Annotated in this window: 21 protein-coding genes; 11 read left to right on the top strand and 10 right to left on the bottom strand. The window is 67.8% G+C overall.

Annotated elements, in window-relative coordinates:
- Window positions 1–5: 5 nt before the first annotated feature.
- A complete protein-coding gene (locus NK1_RS18030; protein WP_245660632.1) occupies window positions 6–1,310 on the bottom strand; it encodes an outer membrane protein assembly factor BamB family protein in 1,305 nt (434 codons plus the stop codon).
- Between the two features lie 336 nt (window positions 1,311–1,646).
- Here NK1_RS18030 and NK1_RS18025 point away from each other — a divergent pair, with 336 nt between their 5' ends.
- On the top strand, window positions 1,647–2,390 hold the full coding sequence (locus NK1_RS18025; RefSeq protein ID WP_174372322.1) for an acyltransferase: 744 nt from the start codon (window positions 1,647–1,649) through the stop codon (window positions 2,388–2,390).
- Window positions 2,391–2,419: 29 nt separating this feature from the next.
- On the opposite strand, the gene NK1_RS18020 is transcribed toward NK1_RS18025, so the two are convergent.
- Window positions 2,420–3,409 carry a sigma-70 family RNA polymerase sigma factor gene (locus NK1_RS18020; protein ID WP_063010093.1) on the bottom strand — a complete coding sequence of 330 codons (990 nt, stop codon included), beginning with the start codon at window positions 3,407–3,409 and terminating at the stop codon, window positions 2,420–2,422.
- 147 nt (window positions 3,410–3,556) lie between these two features.
- Here NK1_RS18020 and NK1_RS18015 point away from each other — a divergent pair, with 147 nt between their 5' ends.
- Together NK1_RS18015 and NK1_RS18010 are read left to right on the top strand one after the other, a co-directional pair.
- Window positions 3,557–4,159 carry a dihydrofolate reductase family protein gene (locus NK1_RS18015; protein ID WP_063010091.1) on the top strand — a complete coding sequence of 201 codons (603 nt, stop codon included), beginning with the start codon at window positions 3,557–3,559 and terminating at the stop codon, window positions 4,157–4,159.
- A 64-nt stretch (window positions 4,160–4,223) separates the two neighbouring features.
- Window positions 4,224–4,763 carry a DUF1697 domain-containing protein gene (locus NK1_RS18010; protein WP_063010089.1) on the top strand — a complete coding sequence of 180 codons (540 nt, stop codon included), beginning with the start codon at window positions 4,224–4,226 and terminating at the stop codon, window positions 4,761–4,763.
- A 228-nt stretch (window positions 4,764–4,991) separates the two neighbouring features.
- On the opposite strand, the gene NK1_RS18005 is transcribed toward NK1_RS18010, so the two are convergent.
- Window positions 4,992–5,657: a TetR/AcrR family transcriptional regulator gene (locus tag NK1_RS18005; RefSeq protein ID WP_063010087.1), complete on the bottom strand. Its 666-nt coding sequence runs from the start codon at window positions 5,655–5,657 to the stop codon at window positions 4,992–4,994.
- A gap of 95 nt (window positions 5,658–5,752) precedes the next feature.
- Here NK1_RS18005 and NK1_RS18000 point away from each other — a divergent pair, with 95 nt between their 5' ends.
- Entirely contained in the window at window positions 5,753–6,457 is a 705-nt protein-coding gene (locus NK1_RS18000) for an SDR family NAD(P)-dependent oxidoreductase (RefSeq protein ID WP_063010085.1), read from the top strand.
- A 72-nt stretch (window positions 6,458–6,529) separates the two neighbouring features.
- Here NK1_RS18000 and NK1_RS17995 read toward each other — a convergent pair whose 3' ends face one another.
- A complete protein-coding gene (locus NK1_RS17995; protein WP_063010083.1) occupies window positions 6,530–7,822 on the bottom strand; it encodes an NAD(P)/FAD-dependent oxidoreductase in 1,293 nt (430 codons plus the stop codon).
- A 111-nt stretch (window positions 7,823–7,933) separates the two neighbouring features.
- Between NK1_RS17995 and NK1_RS17990 the strand changes: the two genes are divergently transcribed.
- Window positions 7,934–8,791 (top strand): LysR family transcriptional regulator, encoded by an 858-nt coding sequence (locus NK1_RS17990; protein WP_063010227.1) that lies wholly within the window; start codon window positions 7,934–7,936, stop codon window positions 8,789–8,791.
- Window positions 8,792–8,844: 53 nt separating this feature from the next.
- On the opposite strand, the gene NK1_RS17985 is transcribed toward NK1_RS17990, so the two are convergent.
- The 4 genes from NK1_RS17985 to NK1_RS17970 are packed head-to-tail and all read right to left on the bottom strand — an operon-like array spanning window position 8,845 to window position 11,723.
- Window positions 8,845–9,492, bottom strand: a complete 648-nt coding sequence (locus tag NK1_RS17985) for a GTP-binding protein (RefSeq protein ID WP_083871019.1) — start codon at window positions 9,490–9,492, stop codon at window positions 8,845–8,847.
- Window positions 9,467–9,817, bottom strand: coding sequence for a DUF742 domain-containing protein (locus tag NK1_RS17980; protein ID WP_036504052.1), 351 nt, complete (start codon window positions 9,815–9,817; stop codon window positions 9,467–9,469). Before NK1_RS17980 ends, NK1_RS17985 begins: the two co-directional genes overlap by 26 nt.
- A complete protein-coding gene (locus tag NK1_RS17975) occupies window positions 9,814–10,242 on the bottom strand; it encodes a roadblock/LC7 domain-containing protein (RefSeq protein ID WP_051024835.1) in 429 nt (142 codons plus the stop codon). The genes NK1_RS17980 and NK1_RS17975 overlap by 4 nt, the downstream gene beginning before the upstream one ends.
- Window positions 10,242–11,723 carry an ATP-binding protein gene (locus tag NK1_RS17970; RefSeq protein ID WP_281189161.1) on the bottom strand — a complete coding sequence of 494 codons (1,482 nt, stop codon included), beginning with the start codon at window positions 11,721–11,723 and terminating at the stop codon, window positions 10,242–10,244. The genes NK1_RS17975 and NK1_RS17970 overlap by 1 nt, the downstream gene beginning before the upstream one ends.
- A 421-nt stretch (window positions 11,724–12,144) precedes the next feature.
- On the opposite strand from NK1_RS17970, the gene NK1_RS17965 reads away from it, so the two are divergent.
- On the top strand, window positions 12,145–12,372 hold the full coding sequence (locus tag NK1_RS17965) for a hypothetical protein (RefSeq protein WP_063010079.1): 228 nt from the start codon (window positions 12,145–12,147) through the stop codon (window positions 12,370–12,372).
- Window positions 12,373–12,394: 22 nt separating this feature from the next.
- Window positions 12,395–12,802 (top strand): DUF1707 domain-containing protein, encoded by a 408-nt coding sequence (locus NK1_RS17960; protein ID WP_063010077.1) that lies wholly within the window; start codon window positions 12,395–12,397, stop codon window positions 12,800–12,802.
- Between the two features lie 80 nt (window positions 12,803–12,882).
- Here the strand turns inward: NK1_RS17960 and NK1_RS17955 are convergent, their stop codons facing one another.
- The gene (locus NK1_RS17955) at window positions 12,883–13,842 is read right to left on the bottom strand and encodes an electron transfer flavoprotein subunit alpha/FixB family protein (protein WP_036504049.1); all 960 of its coding nucleotides are present in this window, start codon (window positions 13,840–13,842) and stop codon (window positions 12,883–12,885) included.
- 41 nt (window positions 13,843–13,883) lie between these two features.
- A complete protein-coding gene (locus NK1_RS17950; RefSeq protein ID WP_063010075.1) occupies window positions 13,884–14,669 on the bottom strand; it encodes an electron transfer flavoprotein subunit beta/FixA family protein in 786 nt (261 codons plus the stop codon).
- A 210-nt stretch (window positions 14,670–14,879) separates the two neighbouring features.
- Between NK1_RS17950 and NK1_RS17945 the strand changes: the two genes are divergently transcribed.
- The 4 genes from NK1_RS17945 to NK1_RS17930 are packed head-to-tail and all read left to right on the top strand — an operon-like array spanning window position 14,880 to window position 19,215.
- On the top strand, window positions 14,880–15,695 hold the full coding sequence (locus tag NK1_RS17945; RefSeq protein WP_063010073.1) for a class I SAM-dependent methyltransferase: 816 nt from the start codon (window positions 14,880–14,882) through the stop codon (window positions 15,693–15,695).
- On the top strand, window positions 15,692–17,263 hold the full coding sequence (locus NK1_RS17940) for a 1,4-alpha-glucan branching protein domain-containing protein (protein ID WP_063010071.1): 1,572 nt from the start codon (window positions 15,692–15,694) through the stop codon (window positions 17,261–17,263). Before NK1_RS17945 ends, NK1_RS17940 begins: the two co-directional genes overlap by 4 nt.
- Complete coding sequence (locus NK1_RS17935) at window positions 17,260–18,522, top strand: glycosyltransferase family 4 protein (protein ID WP_036504044.1); 1,263 nt, start codon at window positions 17,260–17,262, stop codon at window positions 18,520–18,522. Before NK1_RS17940 ends, NK1_RS17935 begins: the two co-directional genes overlap by 4 nt.
- Before the next feature lie 51 nt (window positions 18,523–18,573).
- On the top strand, window positions 18,574–19,215 hold the full coding sequence (locus NK1_RS17930; RefSeq protein ID WP_051024832.1) for a PadR family transcriptional regulator: 642 nt from the start codon (window positions 18,574–18,576) through the stop codon (window positions 19,213–19,215).
- The last annotated feature ends 4 nt before the right edge of the window (window positions 19,216–19,219 follow it).

Here is a 19,219-nt window from a genome sequence, read left to right as displayed (position 1 = left end):
GGCGGTCAGCGGTCCGGAGTGAAGGCGAACAGTTCGCCGATCCGGGTGCCGACCACGACCTGACCGTCGGGCCCGATCGCGGTGGACACCGTCGTACCCTGCGCACCGGGCAGTGGGGCGGAGGCGATCGTCTTACCCGACTTCGTGTCGAAGGTCAGCAGATGCAGCGCCTCACCCATCGGCACCACCACGTAGCCGGTGTCGCCGGCGGTCTGCACCGGACGGCCGCGCAGGGTGAGATCCTTGCGCTCCCAGGCGATATCGACCCGGTCGCCGTTGTCGCGCAACGCCATCAGATGCCCGTCGTCGCCGGCCGGAATCAACAGGCCGTCGAGCAGGGAGATGCCGCCGCGCGGAGTGAAGCCCAGCGGCTGCGTCCACTTCGTGTGGCCGTCGGCGGTGTCGACGGCGAGCAGCCGTCCGCTGTTGTCACCCACGTACAGCGTCTTCCCGTCCGACGACAGTGCCGGGCTCGTCGCGCTGCCGTCGGTGAGGATGTCGACGCTCCAATCCTGGGTGACCTTCTTGTCGGCGTAGTGCAGCGCCACCAGGGATGCCGCAGGGGCACCGGTGCGCCAAGCGGTCAGATAGAAACGGCCCGAATTCGGGTCGAGCGCAGACACATTCGCCACCGCGCACTGCGGACCACCGACGGCGCAGTCGTCGATGCCCTGCCCGTCCGGCGGGCGCGTGACATTCGGGTGGGCGAGGAAGTCGGGGTCGCCCAGCACCTGATAGGTCGACACCTCGCGGTCGCCGGTCTGGCGGTCCAGGACGTCGACCTGACCGGACTGCGACACCGACAGCACGGTGCCGTCGTGGGTGAACTGCACCGAGACCGGAACGCCGGCAACGGGAGTGCGCCAGCGCGGTTGCCCCAGCGGGTTGAACGAGAACACCGCGCCGTCGTCACCCACGTACACATTGCTCGCCCCGTCGACGGCCGAGGCCGCCGCGACGGCATCCGGTCCCAGCGCATTGCAGAAGCGCTTGCGTCCGGTGGGCATCTGGAACGAGAAGATCATGCCGGTGGTCCCCGGCTTGCCGACACAGTCGGCGGTGGTGCGGGAGGTGACGAACAGCTGGCCGTCCGGGCCGATCGTGGTCGCATTCGCCAGCGGGCCGCCGATCGGCCGCGACCAGCTCAGACTCAGATGACGGGCGCCGGTGACCGAACTCGCGCCGCTGTTGCGGCCGTCGTGGAACGCCGACTGCCAGCCCTTGCCGGAACCGACCTTGATGTCGTCGATGGTGCTGCTGCCGCATCCGGTCAGCATCAGTAGGCCCAGGGTGCCCACCGCCGCGATCACGCGCCTCGGGGCGCCTCCCCGAATCACCGAGTGGCGCAAGATCGTCGGGTGGTGTCCGCCGCGGTCGTGCTCGCTGCGCTCGGGTCGCCGGCTGCCGCTTCGCACCTGCTGGACTCCCATCTGTTCGTAACGGGCCTGCACGAGACTAGAACATTCACCGCCGTGACAGCGGGCTGGGTGAGAATGCGACCGGCCCCCCGGCCGCGCGGGAGTGTCGGCGACCCGATTTCCCGGGGCGCAAGCGCGCGTCCGCGGCGCGAAAGTACGCTGGTACCTCGATCAGGTGACCACCGAGGTAACCGTCGCCCGAGGAAAGGGAGCTGGCCCGTGACGAGCATGTGGGGCGCACCGTTGCGTTCGCGTTGGCGGGGTTCGCGCCGCCGGGATCCGGAGCAGGCGCGCTTTCTGACCGTGGCGTCGCTGCGCTGGGTGCTCGCCAATCGGGCATACACGCCGTGGTACCTGGTGCGGTACTACCGGCTGTTCAAATTCCGGCTGGCGAATCCGCATATCGTGCTGCGCGGCATGGTCTTTCTGGGTCGCAATGTCGAGATTCACGCCACCCCGGAGCTCGGCCGCATGGAGATCGGCAAATGGGTGCACATCGGCGACGGCAACGCGTTGCGCTGCCACGAGGGTTCGCTGCGCATCGGCGACAAGGTGGTCTTCGGTAAGGACAACGTCGTCAACACCTATCTCGATATCGAGATCGGCGAATCGACCCTGGTCGCGGACTGGTGCTACATCTGCGATTTCGACCATCGGATGGACGATGTGACGATGCCGATCAAGGATCAGGGCATCGTGAAGAGTCCGGTCCGCATCGGCCCCGACACCTGGATCGCGGCCAAGGTGACCGTGCTGCGCGAGACTCGGGTCGGCCGCGGCTGCGTGCTCGGCGCCCATGCCGTGGTGAAGGGTGAGATCCCCGATTTCAGCATCGCCGTCGGCGCTCCGGCCCGGGTGGTCAAGAACCGCAAGAAGGCCTGGGACGACGCCGCCGAGGAGCGGGCCCGGCATGCCGCCGCCCTGGCCGATATCGAACGCAAGAAGGCGGGAGTCGGCGCCGGATCGGACTGATCCGGCGAACTCGCGTTGCTGTCGAAGACCTACCGACTCGGCAGCGTGCGGGGCAGCCCGAACCACGGCAACACGGTGCTCTCGAATCGGGCCATGGCGCTGATGCGCTCACCGGTGAGCGACAGTACGTACAGCCCGGTCCCGTGACTGCTGCCGTCCGGCCCGCGCAGGTAGGCGCCGAACGCCGGCTGGCCGTTGGCTCGCGTCGGCACCAGGTCGAACCGCCGCCCCGCGGCGAAGATGCCAGCGCAGAAGCGGGCCGCCAGGTCATGACCGACATATTCGAACGGGATCGGCGGCATCGAGACGAAGACGTCGTCGGTCAGCAGTCGCACGAGCGCGTCCACATCGGCGGACTCCCAGGCATGCGCGAATGTCGCCACGATCGCCGCCTCGGCAGCCGACCCCGGCTCCGGTGCTCGCGCGCTCGGCCGGCGGCGTTCGAGTGCCGCGCGGGCGCGGGTGAGCGCGCTGTTGACCGAGTCGACCGTCGTGTCCAGCATCCGGGCGGTCTCGTTCGCACGGAACCCCAGCACATCGCGCAGCACCAGGACCGCGACCTGGCGCGGTGGCAGCAGCTGCAGCGCGGTGACGAATGCCAGCGAGACCGATTCGCTCTGCTCGTAGCGCGCTTCCGGGCCGGGCGGCGACTGGTCGAGCAACGCGTCGGGGTAGGGCTGTAACCAGACGACCTCCCCGAGCCGGGACGGTTCGGGCGGTTCCACATTCGGGACGTTCCACTCCTTCGCCTGCCGGCGGCTCGACGCACGGCGGGCGTTCAGACACCGGTTGGTGGCGATCCGATACAGCCAGGTGCGCAGCGAGGCCCGCCCCTCGAAAGCGCCGATGCCCTGCCAGGCGGCCAGTAGCGTGTCCTGCAGAGCGTCCTCGGCGTCCTGGAACGAGCCGAGCATCCGATAGCAGTGCACCTGCAATTCCGCCCGGTACGGTGCGGTCAACGCCCGGAACGCGTCACCGTCGCCCGCTCGCGCCTTGCCCATCAGGTCGCCGGTCGCCATCGGGTCACCTTCTCTCTCCGTCATGGCACCTCCACCGAGTATGGACACCGCGGCGGCCACGAACCTGTCGGTCCGGCGGCGACCAGTTGGGCGGTGCCGCCGTGTCTGTCTTCATGGCAGTCCCGCCACCGAGCAGAGGAGCCCGTCATGGGAAAGATCGTTGTCTTCGAGAATGTGTCACTCGACGGAGTGACACAGGACCCGACCGGAGAGGAGGGCTTCAGCGGTGGCGATTGGCGCGCCGCGCTGTCGCCGGAGGACCGCGCGGAGTGGGCGCGGCTGATCCAGGACGATGTGCTGGAGGCGCAGGCGCTGCTGCTGGGACGGCGCAGCTACGAATACTTCGCCGCCCGGTATCCGCAGCGCACGGGCGCGGCCGCGGACCGGATGAACGGGATGCCGAAATACGTCGTGTCCGCGACGCTTTCGGATCCCGAGTGGAACAACTCGACGGTGCTGCGCGGCGATCTCGCCGAGCAGGTGTCGAAGCTGAAGTACCTGGTCGACGGCGACATCAGGGTCTACGCCAGCACCGAACTGGTCCATGCGCTGACGGCACGCGGCCTGGTCGACGAGCTGCGACTGGCGGTATTCCCGGTGGTGATGGGCGAAGGTAGTCGGCTGTTCGAGCCGGCCGGCGACGCGGTGCCGGTATCGCCGCGACCGCTGCGGCTCACCGCCGTTCGGACGATCGGCGCGGGGCTCGCCCACCTCACCTACCGCTGCCTGCCGGACGCATCCGCCGAATAGCCACGCGGCCGGGGCGGCCGAACCGAGGGCTTCGGTGTCGGTGGCGCCGGGTAGCCTTCGGCCCATGAACCGGTATGCGGCCTGGTTGCGGGGGATCATGCCCAGCAACCCGAATATGCGCAACGAGAAGGTGCGGGCGGTCTTCGAGGGGCTCGGCTACGAGGGCGTCGGGTCGGTGCTGGCGAGCGGGAACATCGTCTTCGGCAGCACCGAAACCGATATCGCCGCAATGGAATCGCGTATTCAGGCGGCGTTGCGGGCGGAGCTGGGCATCGCCGGCGGCACCATCATCCGCAGCCGCGACGAACTGCGGAAACTGGTCGATTCGGATCCCTTTCCCGGCCTCACGCACTCCCGCGGCACCTACCTCACCGCGACGTTCGTGAAGGACCGCGCGGGCTCCGCACCGCCCGAACTCCCCGGCGACCTGGCGTCGGCCGTGCGGATCGTGCGCTTCGACGAACCGGCGCGGGCCCTGCTGGCGGTCATCGACAACTCCGTCGCGGGGACTCCCAATCACATGGCGTGGATGGAGACCGTCTACGGCAAGGACATCACCACCCGCACCTGGCTCACGGTCCAAAAAGTGCTCGCCAAGCTGTAGTTTTTCCTTCCTGAGGTCTTGACTGGAGAAAAATCAGGAGGAGACTTGGTGATACACCGGAACACCGGAAATCACCACGTAGTCGGACGAGACGTCGGACGACTCACGAGATGGTTTCCAGGATCTGGCCAGGCCCCCGGCAAGCCAGTCGAATATCCCGAACGATCAGCGACGACTGAAGTTCAGGTATCGACGGAGACTACCGGGGACTGCTCTGTCCGGGGGGATTCAGCCGAGAGTCATTGCCGCGCGGACCTGGTCGGGGTCGAGCGCGCTGCCCGGCAGGGGATGGGCGGCCTCGGCGCGTAAGCCGTCGAGCAGGACCGTCAGATGCCGGCGCCACGCCTCGGGTGCGACGTCGCGCACGCCGTCGGTAGCGCGCACCACCGACCACAGCAGCAGACCGAGATCGGTTTCGGTGATGTCGCGACGCAGCTGCCCGGCCTCCTGCGCGCGGGCCACCAGTTGCCGGAACAGGGTGTGGCCCTGATGTTTCGCCACCTCGATCGGACTGTCGGCGGGCAACGAGTACACGCAGATATCGGTGAAGCCGCGATCGTTGGCCTGCCACTGCGCCAGCTTCGTCAGATGGTCGACCAGGCCCGTCCAGGGGTCGTCCGCCCGCAGCGCCTCCTCCGCGCTGCGGCCCGACGCCACGACCAGGTCGAGTAGCGCGTCGTCGATCAGCGCTTCGCGGGTGGGGAAGTGGTTGTAGAGCGTGCCGATGCTGACTCCGGCGTCGCGCGCGATCTGATTCAGCGAGGCGTCGAGGCCCTCGGCCGTGAACCGCCGCCGGGCCGCCGCGGCGATCTTGTCCCGATTGTCCCGGGCGTCACGACGCCGCGGACGCGCGCCGGCGGTCGCATCCCCGGTAGTCGCCACCTTCTCCGCCATGGCCTCACCCTAACAACTTGAAAACCCACTCGATTTGACCTTAACTTGAGAGGGCGCTCAAATTGAGTGCCCTCTCAAATTATGGAGGTTCGGTCATGCCACATCTGGCAGTGTTCGGTGCGGGTCCCGCGCTCGGGTTGTCGGCGGCGCTGCGTTTCGGCCGTGCGGGGTATTCGGTGACGGTGATCGCGCGCAACCCCGAGACACTCGAACGGTTGCGGGCGCGCCTGGCGGCCGAGGAGATCGAGGTGGATGTGCTGCTCGCCGACCTCGCCGACGACGCCCGGGTCGACCACGCACTCGCCGAAGTGCAGGCGGCGCACGGGCTTCCGGACGTGGTGATCTACAGCCCGGGTGATGTGAGCCGGCTACCGGTGGATGCGTTGTCGCTCGACGCGGACACCCTGCGCAGCTGGCTGCCGATCAACCTGACCACGCCGGTGCGCATCATGCACGCGCTACTGCCCGCGATGGCGGCCCGCGGCTCGGGCGCCGTGCTCATCGCTCAGGGGGGATCGGTGCGCGAACCGCAGGCGGCGCTGGCCAGTTCGAGCGTGCCGCAGTCGGCCTTGCTCAACTATCTGCACTCGATCGACCAGCAGGTCCGCCCGTGCGGCGTGCGGGTGGGCGCTCTGCTCATCACCCGCCTCATCGAAAACAGTGCGGCGCAACAGCTGTTCGATTCCGGCCGCTTCGCCACGGTGGAGCCGGGCGACATTCGGCGCGTACATCCCGATGTCCTCGCCGAGGATCTGTTCACCATGGCCACCACCGACGCGGAAGTAGAGCGGGCGGCCTGAGACTCCGATACCGCGCGTTCCGGCCCGCATCGTCGTCGCGGGCCGGAAGGTGGAACGTCGGCGGGGATGGGGCTAAGCCGCTTGCCGGTTCTCGGGAATCGTCGTCGCCTGCGGCTTGTCGCTCTCGTCGAAGCCCGGGCGGCCCGTGCCGATGAACGCCACCAGCCAGGACAGGACCGCGACGAAGCGGTTGCGGAAGCCGACCAGGTAGAACAGGTGGACGGCGAGCCAGGTGGCCCAGGCGATGGTGCCGGTGAACTTGACGCGGTCGTTGATTTTGGTGACCGCGCTGAACCGGCTGATCACCGCCATCGAGCCCTTGTCCCAGTACACGAACGGGGTACCGGGCTGCTTCTTGCGACGGATGATGTCGGCGACGTGGCGGCCCTCCTGCATGGCCGTCGGCGACTGGCCCGGATAGCCGTTCAGCGAGGTCATATCGCCGATGGCGTAGATATCGGCGTGCCCACCCACCGTGCAGTCCGGGTTGATGAGAAGCCGTCCGGCACGGTCGGTTTCGCAGCCGGTGGCCTCGGCCAGCAGCGTGGCGAATCCGCCGGCCGCCACACCCGCCGACCACACCACGGTCTCGGCGCCGATACCGCGCTCGACACCGTCCTTGGTCTTCACGGTCACCTTGCCGGCCTCGATATCGGTGACGAAGGTGTCCAGCAGGACCTCGACGCCGTTGCGGCTCAACGATGTGCGCGCATACTCCGACAGGCTGCCGCCGAACGGCGGCAACACCGCGCCGGCGCCCTCGACCAGCGTTACCGAAATCTCCTGGTGATAGTGGCGCTTCGCGAGCTCCTTGAGCTGGCCGGCGACCTCGACGCCCGTCGGGCCCGCGCCCACGACCACGAAGCTCAGCAGCCGTTCACGGGTTTCCGGATCGGCCTTCGCCGCCTCGGCGAACACGCGCTCGATCTGCGCCCGCAGCAATGTGGCATCGTCGATGGTCTTGAGCGAGAACGTCTTCTCCGCGAAATCGTCGCGGCCGAAATACGATTGGGTGGCCCCGGTGGCCGCGATCAGCGAGCCGTAGCGAATCTTGCGCGGGCCCTGCTCGGTGTCGTAGGTGAGTACGGCGGCATCGGCGTCGATATCGACGACCTTGCCCAGCCGTACATCCGAGCCCTTGTGCCGGCGCAGGATCTGCGCGATCGGCGGGGCGATGTCGGTGGACGGGAGCACACCCGTCGCTACCTGATAGAGCAACGGCTGGAACAGGTGTTCCGGCGTCGCCGAGATGAGCACGTAATTGATTCCCGATTTGCTGAGCTGCTTCGCGGCGGCGAGCCCGCCGAACCCCGAACCCACGATGACCACATCGGTGGTTTCGATTCCCGCATCCACGTGTTGCATGACAGCCTCCTTCTGTCATGAGTAAACGCGATTCATAGGCTGGATGTTTCGGGGGTCAGGGCGCATAATATTGATGACTCTTATCTAGATCATTCATGAATGGAGATCTTGATGGAACTGCGTCAGCTCACCTACTTCGTCGCGGTGTGCGAGGAGTTGAGCTTCAGTCGCGCCGCTGTGCGCTGCTTCATATCGCAATCGGCTATCAGTCATCAAATCGCGCGGCTCGAACATGATCTTGGTGTTCAGCTCTTCGAACGCTCCACGCGCTCCGTTGTTCCGACTGAGGCAACTATTCGGCTACTTCCCCTTGCGAAACAAATGCTGAGCCTCGAATCCGCTATTCGCGCAGCTGTACGGGACTCCGGACCGCGCATTCGCCTGGCGGCGAACATGTCTTTCGCAACAAGATCGCTATCGGCAATAGCCGGAGCACGCGAAGCGCATCCGGGTGCCGAAATCGAGTTCGTGATCAAGCCTTTCCGGCAGCGCATCGCCGCGGTCGCCGATGGCGACTGTGATCTTGCTCTCATCAGAGGCAGTGTCGAACAGCCCGGTCTCACGGTCGAACAGCTGTGGGTGGAGGACCTCGTCATCGCCGCCTCGACGGCCCACCCGCTGGCCGGCCGCGGTGATGTGACATTGGCCGAGTTGGGGAAATATCCGCTGCTGCTGCCCCCGGAGGCGGAACAGGTGCTGCTGCACAACGTCGTCCGGCACGCGTTCGCCGAACTGCCGACCCGGCCCAGCTACGGTCCGCCGATCCCCCCGGATCACACCGCGACGATGGAATTGATCAACCGGCCGGACGCCTGGACCATCCTGTACGCCGACAGCGCCACCGAAGGTATCGCCACCCTGAAACTCGCGGGCCGGCCGCTGCGCATTCCGGTATCGGCCGTGCTCCGCAGCGATATCCGGCGCTCGCCGATCCTGACCACCCTGCTGGCGGCCCTGCACAGCTCCTGATATGAACAACGCCGCACCGGAGGCCGGTGCGGCGTTGCTCGGGTCGGAAACGTTCAGGATCGCGGTTCGAGCCGGTGGAACAGGAACTCCACCAGCGTGATCAGCGAGCGCAGGCAGGTGCCGCGGTCACGGGCGTCCAGCGCGGTGAGCGGGGTGCCCGGTTCCAGATCGAGCGCATCGCGGATCTCGCTGAGCGGGAAGCGATGCGCACCGTCGAACTCGTTGATGGCCACGGAATACGGCACGCCGCGTTCCTCGAGGATGGACAGCACCTCGTCGGCCTTGTCGATGCGTCGGGTGTCGACCAGCACCAGCGCACCGAGTGCGCCGTTGGCCAGCTCCTCCCACAACGGCAGGAATCGGCGCTGCCCCGGGGTACCGAACAGATACAGCGCCAGTTGCGGATTGAGCGTGATGCGCCCGAAATCCATGGCCACCGTGGTGGTCTGCTTGCCCGGGAGTCCGGCCATATCGTCGATACCGACACTGGCCTCGGTAATGGTCTCTTCCGTGCGCAGCGGACGGATCTCCGAGACGCTGCTGACGAACGTGGTCTTACCGACGCCGAAATTGCCTGCTACCAATAGCTTCACCGAGCGCGTGACCGTTTCCGGTACATAGTCGACCGTACGGTCGGTCACAGCGGCGGGTCGTTCGGACAGGGCAGTCGGGCGCTCAGACGGCGAGAGCGCGGAGCCCATTCAGTACCTCCTCGAGCAGGGCGACCTCCGGCACATAATCCGCCGGGGTCGGGTTGACCAGATGGCCGCTGTCGAGCAGGTCCGATACCACGATCTTCACTACCGAGGGCGGCAGGTCGAGATATGCGGCCACCTCGGCGAGCGACAGTGCAGCGTGCCGACTACAGACGTTCAAAACCCGGCGCGCGTCCGGACTGGCACCGGGCGTCGGATCCTGTGCTGCCACAACAAGTGTCACCAGGTCGACCGAACGACTCGCACGGGTACGTCCGCCCGTGCGTACGTAGGCACGGACCAGGTCGGGATCGCGCCGGTGCTTGCTCATGCCCGATCGCTACCGGGCCTGTGGCGGGGCAGGCTGCCGAGTTCGCGGCCGACTCTGACGGCGAGTTCGTTCATCCGGTGCGCGACCATGCTGACGTCGACGTCGGGCATGGTCGAGACGCCGATCAGGGCGCCCTCACCGGCTGCGGTGATGAAGATCATGCCCTCGTCGTACTCGGTCATGTTCTGCCGCACCGTATTCGCGGGGCCACAGAATTCGCTGAGGGCCTTGCCCAGGGATCTGAGGCCCGAGGCCGCCGCGGCGAAGCGCTCGGCGTCGTCGAGGGAGATGGCGCCGACGTGGGCGATGCGCAGGCCGTCTTCGGACAGTAGTACGGCGAATCGGACGCCGGGAACGGTCAGATCCTCGAGCATCCACGACAGCTTGTTGTCGCCGTCGGTCACGGTGGTGCCGGGTGTGGCCATCAGGATGTCATCCCTTCGGAGTTGTCATGTGCGGCTGCACGTCCGCTGGTGGAACCGGTCTGCCAGGCTTCGGCGATATCGACGCGGGGCAGGCCCGTATCGGTATGCGGCTGTCCGGTATCGGTGCGGGGCCCGCGGGCGGAGGCGGGCAACGCCACGCTGCGCCGCCGCCGGCGCGGCAGCCCGCCCGGCGTGATCTCGTGCACCGTGGACGACTGACCGGTCGGTGTCGGGTCCGCGGCCGGCAACGGTTCGGCCTCGGCGACCGGGGCGGCCGGCGCCGGGGCGAGGCTCACCGGTGCGGGGCTCACCGGTGCGGGGGCGGCATTGCCGCTCGCGACCGCGGCGGGTGCCGCGGCGACCTCGATCGGTGTGGAAATCGGTGGGGCCGTGACGCTTTCGAGGTTGTCGGGCCGGGCGGCCAGCAGCCCCTCGGGTACGTAGACCATCGCGCGCATACCACCGTAGATATTGGGGCCGTCGATGTACACGGTGAAGCCGTAGCGGCGGGCCAGCGCGGCGATGCCCGGGAAACCCACCCGCGGGGTCGGGCCCAGCTGATGGATGTCGACGGTGCGCTCGCCGGCGAGGACCTGGCGGGCCTCTTCCATCTGCTCGGGGTTCATCCGCACACCGGCGTCGTCGATGATCACCGTCAGGCCGTGGTGGCCTTCCTGGAAGGTGACGTCCACGAACGAGGTCGGCGGCGAGTACCGCAGCGCGTTGTCGAGCAGCGTGGCCAGCGTGTGCACCAGCGGTTCGACCGCACGGCTGATGATCACGCGGTCGAGCTGCTGCGGCCGGATCCGGGTGAAGTCGCGGACACGGCCGATCGCGCCGCCGACGATGTCGGTCAGCGACTGCTGCGGCCAGCGGCGGCCGGGCAGACCACCACAGACGATCACGTACGACTGCGCCTGGCGGATCATCTGCTGGACGCTGTGGTCGATGCGGATCAGCGTCTCGTAGACGTCGTCGCCGCGGTGCTGGCGCAGCGCGGCGCTCACCACCTGGCCGACGTCGGCGCCCAGGCTGACCACGGAGGTACCGAACGCGCGCACCGCGGCGCTGGTCGCCTCGCGGGAGGCGTTCTCGACCTGTTCGCGGATGCTGGCCTCGGTGGCGGAGATCGCCTGCTGCTTTTCGTATTCCAGCTCACGGCTGGTGCGTTCGTGGGTTTCGGCGGCCACTCGGTGCAGGTCGTCGGCGTAACGCTCGGTCAGCCGCTGCAGCAGCTGGGCGAAGCGAGAACCGCCGCGGTCGATGGCGGGCAATTCGACCGTCGATTCGGCGCGGCGCACCGAGTCGGCCACCAAACCCATTGTGGTGCTCGTGAAATGTTCGAGCTCGTCCTCGTGGGCGCGCAATTCCGCCTCGGCACTGCGGGCGCGGGCGCGCTGCTGCGACGCGTAATACGCGGCATACAGAGCTCCCGCGATCGTCAGTATCAGAATTGCGGCGAGGATCCACGAAAGAGTCACGGCGGTAGCTTGATTCATCAGTTCCCTCGGTGCCGGATTTCCGGCCGCTTCGTCCTTCCCTACTCGACGACCGCGAACGACGCGGCCGGGATAACACTCAGGTCGGACGGCGGGAACGCGGCAGGCAGGATGATACTGCACCTAACCTGAATGGGACCTCGAAGCGCTTACCGGACAGGCGAATTCACCATCGACCTACCGGTGGAGGATCCCGATCGGCCCCAGCACCCGACGACAGCAAAGATAGCAGCAATTCCGGGTGGCAGCGACCGATTCGTTATCTACGGCTCGGTAGGGAATATGTTCATCGCCGGTGTTTCGGACTCGGCGGGTTCGCCGGGCCTCGATTCACCTCGAAAGACGCCGCGACGGCGTGCAGCGCGGTGCCAACGGCGAGGTGTAACCGCAGGTCTTCGTGTGCGTGATCATCGACGGCCCAGGATATTTCCGCCATTGCCCGCAGAAACGCCCACCGCCACGGCTAGCGTTCGGCGGCAACGATATTGTCCAGGCGGGTATCGCGATCGACGACGACCAGCGGTTCTCGCGGCCGGGACAGTTCGTCGCATCGCGCGATCGCGGCGGGGAGCGCAAGCGGATTACCGCGTGCCCGTGGGGGTTCCGGTTGATGTTCCCCGGCGCGTGGTGAGGGTCGCCTCTAGGCTTGGCCCGTGGGAAACGAGCACGTGCGGGCCTCGGACGCGGACCGGGAGAAGATCGTCGAGCGATTGCGCTCGGCGATGAACGAGGGGCGATTGAATCTCGCCGAATTCGACGACCGGGTCCAGCAGGTCTATGCCGCGCGCACTTATGGGGAGTTGTCGCCGATCCTGTCGGATCTGCCGGCGGTGCGGGAGCAGCCGGGTGCCGCCCGGGCCGGGCGGGTGCCGCCCTGGGTGCTGATCATGTGGACGCCGTGGATCTTCGTCAACATCCTGTGCGTCGTGATCTGGCTGGCCACCGGCGCCGGATACTTCTGGCCGTTCTGGGTCGAGGTGCCGTGGGGGCTCGCGCTGTGCATACCGACCGTCATCGGCATCACCGTCGGCAGGAACCAGGCGCCGCGTCCGCCGGACTGAATCCGCGAACGCAGACGGCTCGCCGAACCGATACCGCGAGGTACCGATTCGGCGAGCCGTACTCCCTGCAGGGGTTTCGATCAGCCCTTGTGGGTCTTGACCGCCTCGGTCAGCTGCGGCGCGACGTTGAACAGGTCGCCCACGATGCCGTAGTCGCTGATCTCGAAGATCGGCGCTTCTTCGTCCTTGTTGACGGCGACGATGGTCTTCGAGGTCTGCATGCCGGCGCGGTGCTGGATCGCGCCCGAGATGCCCAGGGCCACATACAACTGCGGCGACACGGTCTTACCGGTCTGGCCGACCTGGAACTGGCCCGGGTAGTAGCCCGAGTCGACGGCGGCACGCGAGGCGCCGACCGCGGCACCCAGCGCGTCGGCCAGCGGCTCGACGACCTTGTGGAAGTTGTCCTCGCTGCCGACGCCGCGACCACCGGAGACCACGATGGTGGCCTCGGTGAGTTCCGGACGGTCGCCACCGGCGACGGGCTCGCGGGAGGTCACCTTGGTGACGCCCTCTTCCTGAGCCGGAACCTCGACGGTCACCTTCTCGCCGGCGCCGGCCTGCGGGGCCGCCTCGATCGCGCCCGGGCGCACCGAGATCACCGGCACGTCGCCGGTGGCCTTGGCGTCCACGGTGAACGCGCCACCGAAGATGGAGTGCACGGCGGTGCCGTCGGACTTCACGTCGATGACGTCGACCAGCAGGCCCGAGCCGATGCGGGCGGCGAGGCGACCCGACACCTCCTTGCCCTCGGCGGACGCGGCGACCAGCACGGCGGCCGGCGACGCCGACTCGACCAGACCGGCCAGCACGTCGACCTTCGGGGTGACCAGGAAGCCCTCGACGTCGTCGGACTCGGCGACGTAGATCTTCTCGGCACCGGCCGAGGTCAGCGCGTCGGCCAGCTTGTCGGCGGTACCGGGCGCACCCAGCACGACCGCGGCGGGGGTGCCCAGCGTGCGGGCGGCGGTGAGGAGTTCGGTGGTGACCTTCTTGGGGGCACCTTCGGCGTGCTCGACGAGCACGAGTACTTCTGCCATGTTGCTTCTCCTGAAGTCTGTGGTGATTGCGCTCGGTGGGCTCAGATGACCTTCTGGCCGATGAGGTACTGGGCGACCTGGTTGCCGCCCTCGCCCTCGTCGACGACCTTCTCGCCCGCGGTGCGCGGCGGCTTGGGAGTAACAGCGGAGACTGCGGTGCCCGCATTGCCCACACCGACGGTCGACGGGTCGATGCCCAGGTCGGCCAGGGTGAACGTCTGCACTTCCTTCTTCTTCGCGGCCATGATGCCCTTGAAGGAGGGGAAGCGGGGTTCGTTGATCTTCTCGGTGACCGAGACGATGGCGGGCAGGTTCGCCTCGAGCTTGAACACGCCCTCGTCGGTCTCGCGCTCGCCGGAGATCTTGTCGCCGTCGACGGTCAGCTTGCGCAGGTGGGTGAGCTGCGGGATGCCCAGGTACTCGGCGATGATGGCCGGCACGGCGCCGGCGCGGCCGTCGGTGGCCTCGTTACCGGCGATGACGAGCTCGATGCCTTCGATCTGGCCCAGCGCACCGGCGAGCACCCACGCGGTCTGCACGGCGTCGGAGCCGTGGATCGCGTCGTCCTTGACGTGGATGGCCTTGTCGGCACCCATGGACAACGCCTTGCGGATGGCCTCGGTGGCACGCTCGGGACCCATGGCGAGAACGGTGACCTCGCCGCCCTGGGCTTCCTTGATCAGCAGAGCCTCTTCGACGGCACGCTCGTTGATCTCGTCCAGGATCGCGTCGGCGGCCTCCCGGTCGAGGGTGTAGTCACCATCGCTGAGCTTGCGCTCGGACCAGGTGTCGGGAACCTGCTTGATCAGTACGACGATGTTCGGCATTGGTCTTCGTCGACCTCCTGTTCTGGTGGCACGTGAGGTGGGGTCGCACGATCGGGTGGCCGTACGTCCACATGAAAAGCTCCGTCACATCTAAAGCTCCGACCGGGAGATTACCCTACATTAAGTTACTCACGGGTAACTTAGGGTGTGATGTTCTCCATGGCCGGTCCGGGCGCCGGTGTGATACAGGCAACCGCTAACGTCGATCCAATGAGTGAGGCTGTCGTCTCCCCGGTGAGCGGGGAGTCTGCCGGGGTGGAGTCGCTGCCACTGACCGGCGAACGGACCGTGCCGGGTATCGCGGAGGAGAACTACTGGTTCCGCCGACACGAGATCGTCTACGCGCGCCTGCTCGAACGCTGCGGCGGGGCAACGGTTCTGGAGGCCGGTTCCGGCGAGGGCTACGGCGCGAACATGATCGCCGATGTCGCCACCCGGGTGATCGGGCTGGACTACGACACCAGCGCGGTGGAACACGTGCGCGCGGCCTATCCCCGGGTCGAGATGATCCAGGGCAATCTCGCCGACCTGCCGCTCGACGACGCCTCGGTCGACGTGGTGGTGAACTTCCAGGTCATCGAACATCTCTGGGATCAGGGTCAATTCCTGCGCGAATGCCTGCGGGTGCTGCGTCCCGGCGGGCAGCTGCTGATCAGCACGCCGAACCGGATCACCTTCTCGCCCGGGCGCGATACGCCGTTGAACCCCTTCCACACTCGCGAACTGAACGCCGCCGAACTCGCGGAACTGCTGGAGCAGGCCGGATTCCGCGTCGACGTGATGGCCGGTGTCCATCACGGCCCGGCGCTGGTCGCCCTCGACGAACAGTGGGGCGGCTCGTTCATCGACGCGCAGATCGAACGGGCGCTGGCCGGTGAGCCCTGGCCCGCCGAACTCACCGCCGCGGTGGCCGGGGTGCGCACCGACGATTTCGAGCTGCGCCCGGCGCCCGGGCCGGTCGTCCCGGCGTGGGATCCGGATATCGATGCCAGCCTGGATCTGGTCGCCATCGCGGTGAAGCCGTGAGCGATTCGCAGGCGGTGCCCGGCCGGTTCAGCCTGGTCCTGCATTCCCATCTGCCCTGGCTGGTGCATCACGGCCGCTGGCCGGTGGGTGAGGAATGGCTGTATCAATCGTGGGCGGCGTCCTATCTGCCCGTGGCCCGGGTATTGAGAACCCTTGCCGCGGAAGGCCGTTCGCATCTGCTCAGCTTCGGCATCACACCGGTGCTGGCCGCGCAGCTCGACGATCCGCACGCGCTCGCGGCCATGCACCACTGGCTGGGCAACTGGCAGATGCGTGCCGACGAGGCGTCGATGGCCGGCAAGCGCGAACTGGGCGGCTACGAACACGCACTGGCCGCCGAGGCGCTCGCCGATTTCGAGCAGCGGTGGCGGCACGGCGGCTCGCCGGTGTGGCGGGAACTGATCGACGCCGAGACGATCGAACTGCTGGGCGGTCCGCTGGCGCATCCGTTCCAGCCGCTGCTCGATTCCCGCCTGCGCGACTTCCAGTTGCGCGAAGGTCTGGCCGATGCGCGGCATCGCTGGGGACACACCCCGGCGGGGATCTGGGCGCCGGAATGTGGCTTCACTCCGGGGATGGAACAGGGCTATGCCGCGGCGGGTGTGACGCATTTCATGGTCGACGGTCCGGCGCTGCGCGGCGACACCACCCTCGGCCGGCCCGTGTGGGACAGCGATGTGGTCGCGTTCGGACGGGATCTGCAGGTCAGCTATCGGGTGTGGTCGCCGAAATCGGGCTATCCGGGCCAGGCCCACTACCGCGACTTCCACCACTACGACCACGAGACCGGCCTCAAACCGGCGCGCGTCACCGGCAAGCAGGTCGCCGGTCCGGACAAGGCGCCCTACGATCCCGCGGCCGCCGCGGCGGCGATCGAACGCGATGTCGCCGATTTCGTGGCGACCGTGCGCGAGCGGCTGATCACCGAATCCGAGCGGATCGGCCGGCCGGCGCTGGTGGTGGCGGCCTTCGACACCGAACTGTTCGGCCACTGGTGGCACGAGGGGCCGCAGTGGCTGGAACAGGTGCTGCGCGCCCTGCCCGAGGCCGGCGTCACCGTCGGCACCCTGGCCGATGCCCGGGCGGACGGATTCGTCGGCGCGCCGGTCGAACTGGCCGATTCGTCGTGGGGGTCGGGGAAGGACTGGCGGGTGTGGGCCGGCGATCAGGTCCGCGACCTGGTCGACCTCAACGCCGAGATCGTGCGTGCGGCCCTGGACACGCTGGACAAGATGGCCGCGCAGTCCGACGGTCTGCGTGATCCGGTCGCCGATCAGCTGCTGCGCGAGGCGATTCTGGCCGTGTCCAGCGACTGGGCGTTCATGGTCAGCAAGGACTCCGCGGCCGGATACGCCCGCGATCGCGCGCATCAGCACGCACACGCCGTCCGCGAGATCGCCGCGGCCGTCACCGCGGGCCAACTCGCCAAAGCACGGCAGTTGGCGGCAGGATGGTACGCGGCCGACGGATTCTTCCCCGCTCTCGACGCGCGACGACTCGACGCACGCGGTACGGACATCCCCGCAGTCGGTCACCGCTCGGCGGGAGCAACAGAAGGACCGGCATGAAGATCTTGATGGTGTCGTGGGAGTACCCACCGGTAGTTGTCGGTGGGCTCGGCCGGCACGTCCATCATCTGGCCGTCGAACTGGCGGCCGCCGGTCACGAGGTCGTCGTTCTGGCGCGCCGGCCCATGGGTACCGACGCCACGACGCATCCCACGCACACCTTCATCGAGGAACGGGTGCTGGTGGTCGCGGTCGCCGAGGATCCGCCCGCCTTCGACTTCGGCGAGGACATGCTCGCCTGGACCCTGGCCATGGGACACGCGATGGTCCGCGCCGGGATCGCGCTGAGCAAACCGGGTATCGCCGAGGGCTGGACGCCGGATGTGGTGCACGCCCACGACTGGCTGGTCGCGCATTCGGCGATCGCCCTGGCCGAGTACTACGACGTGCCGCTGGTCTCCACCATCCACGCCACCGAGGCCGGCCGGCACAGCGGCTGGGTCTCGGGCCGGGTCAACAAGCAGGTCCATTCGGTCGAATGGTGGCTGGCTCGCGAATCCGATGCCCTCATCACATGTTCGGCCTCGATGCAGGACGAGGTGGAAAAACTCTACGGCCCCGAACTGGTGCCGGTGACGGTGATCCGCAACGGAATCGACGTGGGGGCGTGGACATTTCGCGATCGGGCGCCGCGGTCGGGCCCGCCGCGACTGCTGTATGTGGGCCGGCTCGAATACGAGAAGGGCGTGCAGGACGCCATCGCCGCGCTGCCGCGCATCCGGCGTGCGCATCCGGGCGCCACGCTGACCATCGCGGGGGTGGGCACGCAGTTCGAATGGTTGCGTGAGCGCGCACGGGTACACCGGGTGGCGCGCGCGGTGAATTTCGCCGGGCGCCTGGACCACGCGGAACTGCTGGGCTGGCTGCACGGCGCCGACGCGATCGTGCTGCCCAGCCGCTACGAGCCGTTCGGCATCGTCGCCCTGGAGGCCGCGGCGGCCGGAACGCCGCTGGTGACCTCCACCGCGGGCGGGCTCGGTGAGCTGGTGATCGACGGCGTCACCGGGGCCTCGTTCGAACCGGCGGATGTGACCGGGCTGGTCGAGGCGGTGACGGCCGTTCTCGACGATCCGATCGCGGCGCAGCAGCGCGCCTACGCGGCCCACGATCGGCTGACCGCCGATTTCGCCTGGGATGTGGTCGCGGCGGAGACGATTCAGGTCTACCAGGCCGCCAAGCGCCGGGTCCGCAATCCGCTGGGCCGCCCCGTGATCACCGAACGCCCACTGCCGGAACGGGATCCGAACAACCCGTTGTGATCGGCCGGGTCGCGGCGGCGGCTGCCGGGCGGCGAGGGCAGAATTTTCGGTATGGCTGTTCCGACGACTCGACTGCTGGTGCTGGCCCTGGTGCGGCTGCTGCAACCCGTGCACGGTTACGACGTGCGACGTGAGCTGCTGTCCTGGCATGCCGACGAATGGGCCAACGTCAAACCCGGCTCGGTCTACGGTGCGCTGAACACCCTGCAGCGCGACGGGCTCATCGCCGTCGAGGGCGTGGGCCAGGACGGCGCGCGACCGGAGCGGACCTCGTATCGGCTGACGTCGGAGGGGGAGAAGGTGCTCGCGGATCTGATCCGGGAGGGCCTGTGGTCGGCCGAGCAGCCGAAACATCCGTATCACGCGGCGGTGGCGTTGTTCCCGTTCGCGCCGCGGGGCGATGTGATCGCGGCATTGCGCAGCCGCATCCTGAAGTTCGAGGCCGATCTGGGCTACTTCGAGCGGGAGGAGCAGCGGATCCTGTCCGGTAGCGGCGATCCGACCGAAACCGAGCCGTATCACGTGGCCGACGCTGTAGCGCTGGCCGCCGCCCATACCCGCGCGGACCTGGAATGGTCGCGAAAAACCTTGCAGCGCATCGAGAACGGCGAGCTGGATGTCTGGGCCTCGGCACCGTACACCCTCTTCGAGCACCCGCAGGGCGACGTCGGAGCCGCAGTTGATCAAGACTGAATAG

It is taken from the genome of Nocardia kruczakiae NBRC 101016 (assembly GCF_001612965.1).
GTDB lineage: Bacteria > Actinomycetota > Actinomycetes > Mycobacteriales > Mycobacteriaceae > Nocardia > Nocardia kruczakiae.
This window is presented reverse-complemented; position numbering and strand designations above follow the sequence as displayed.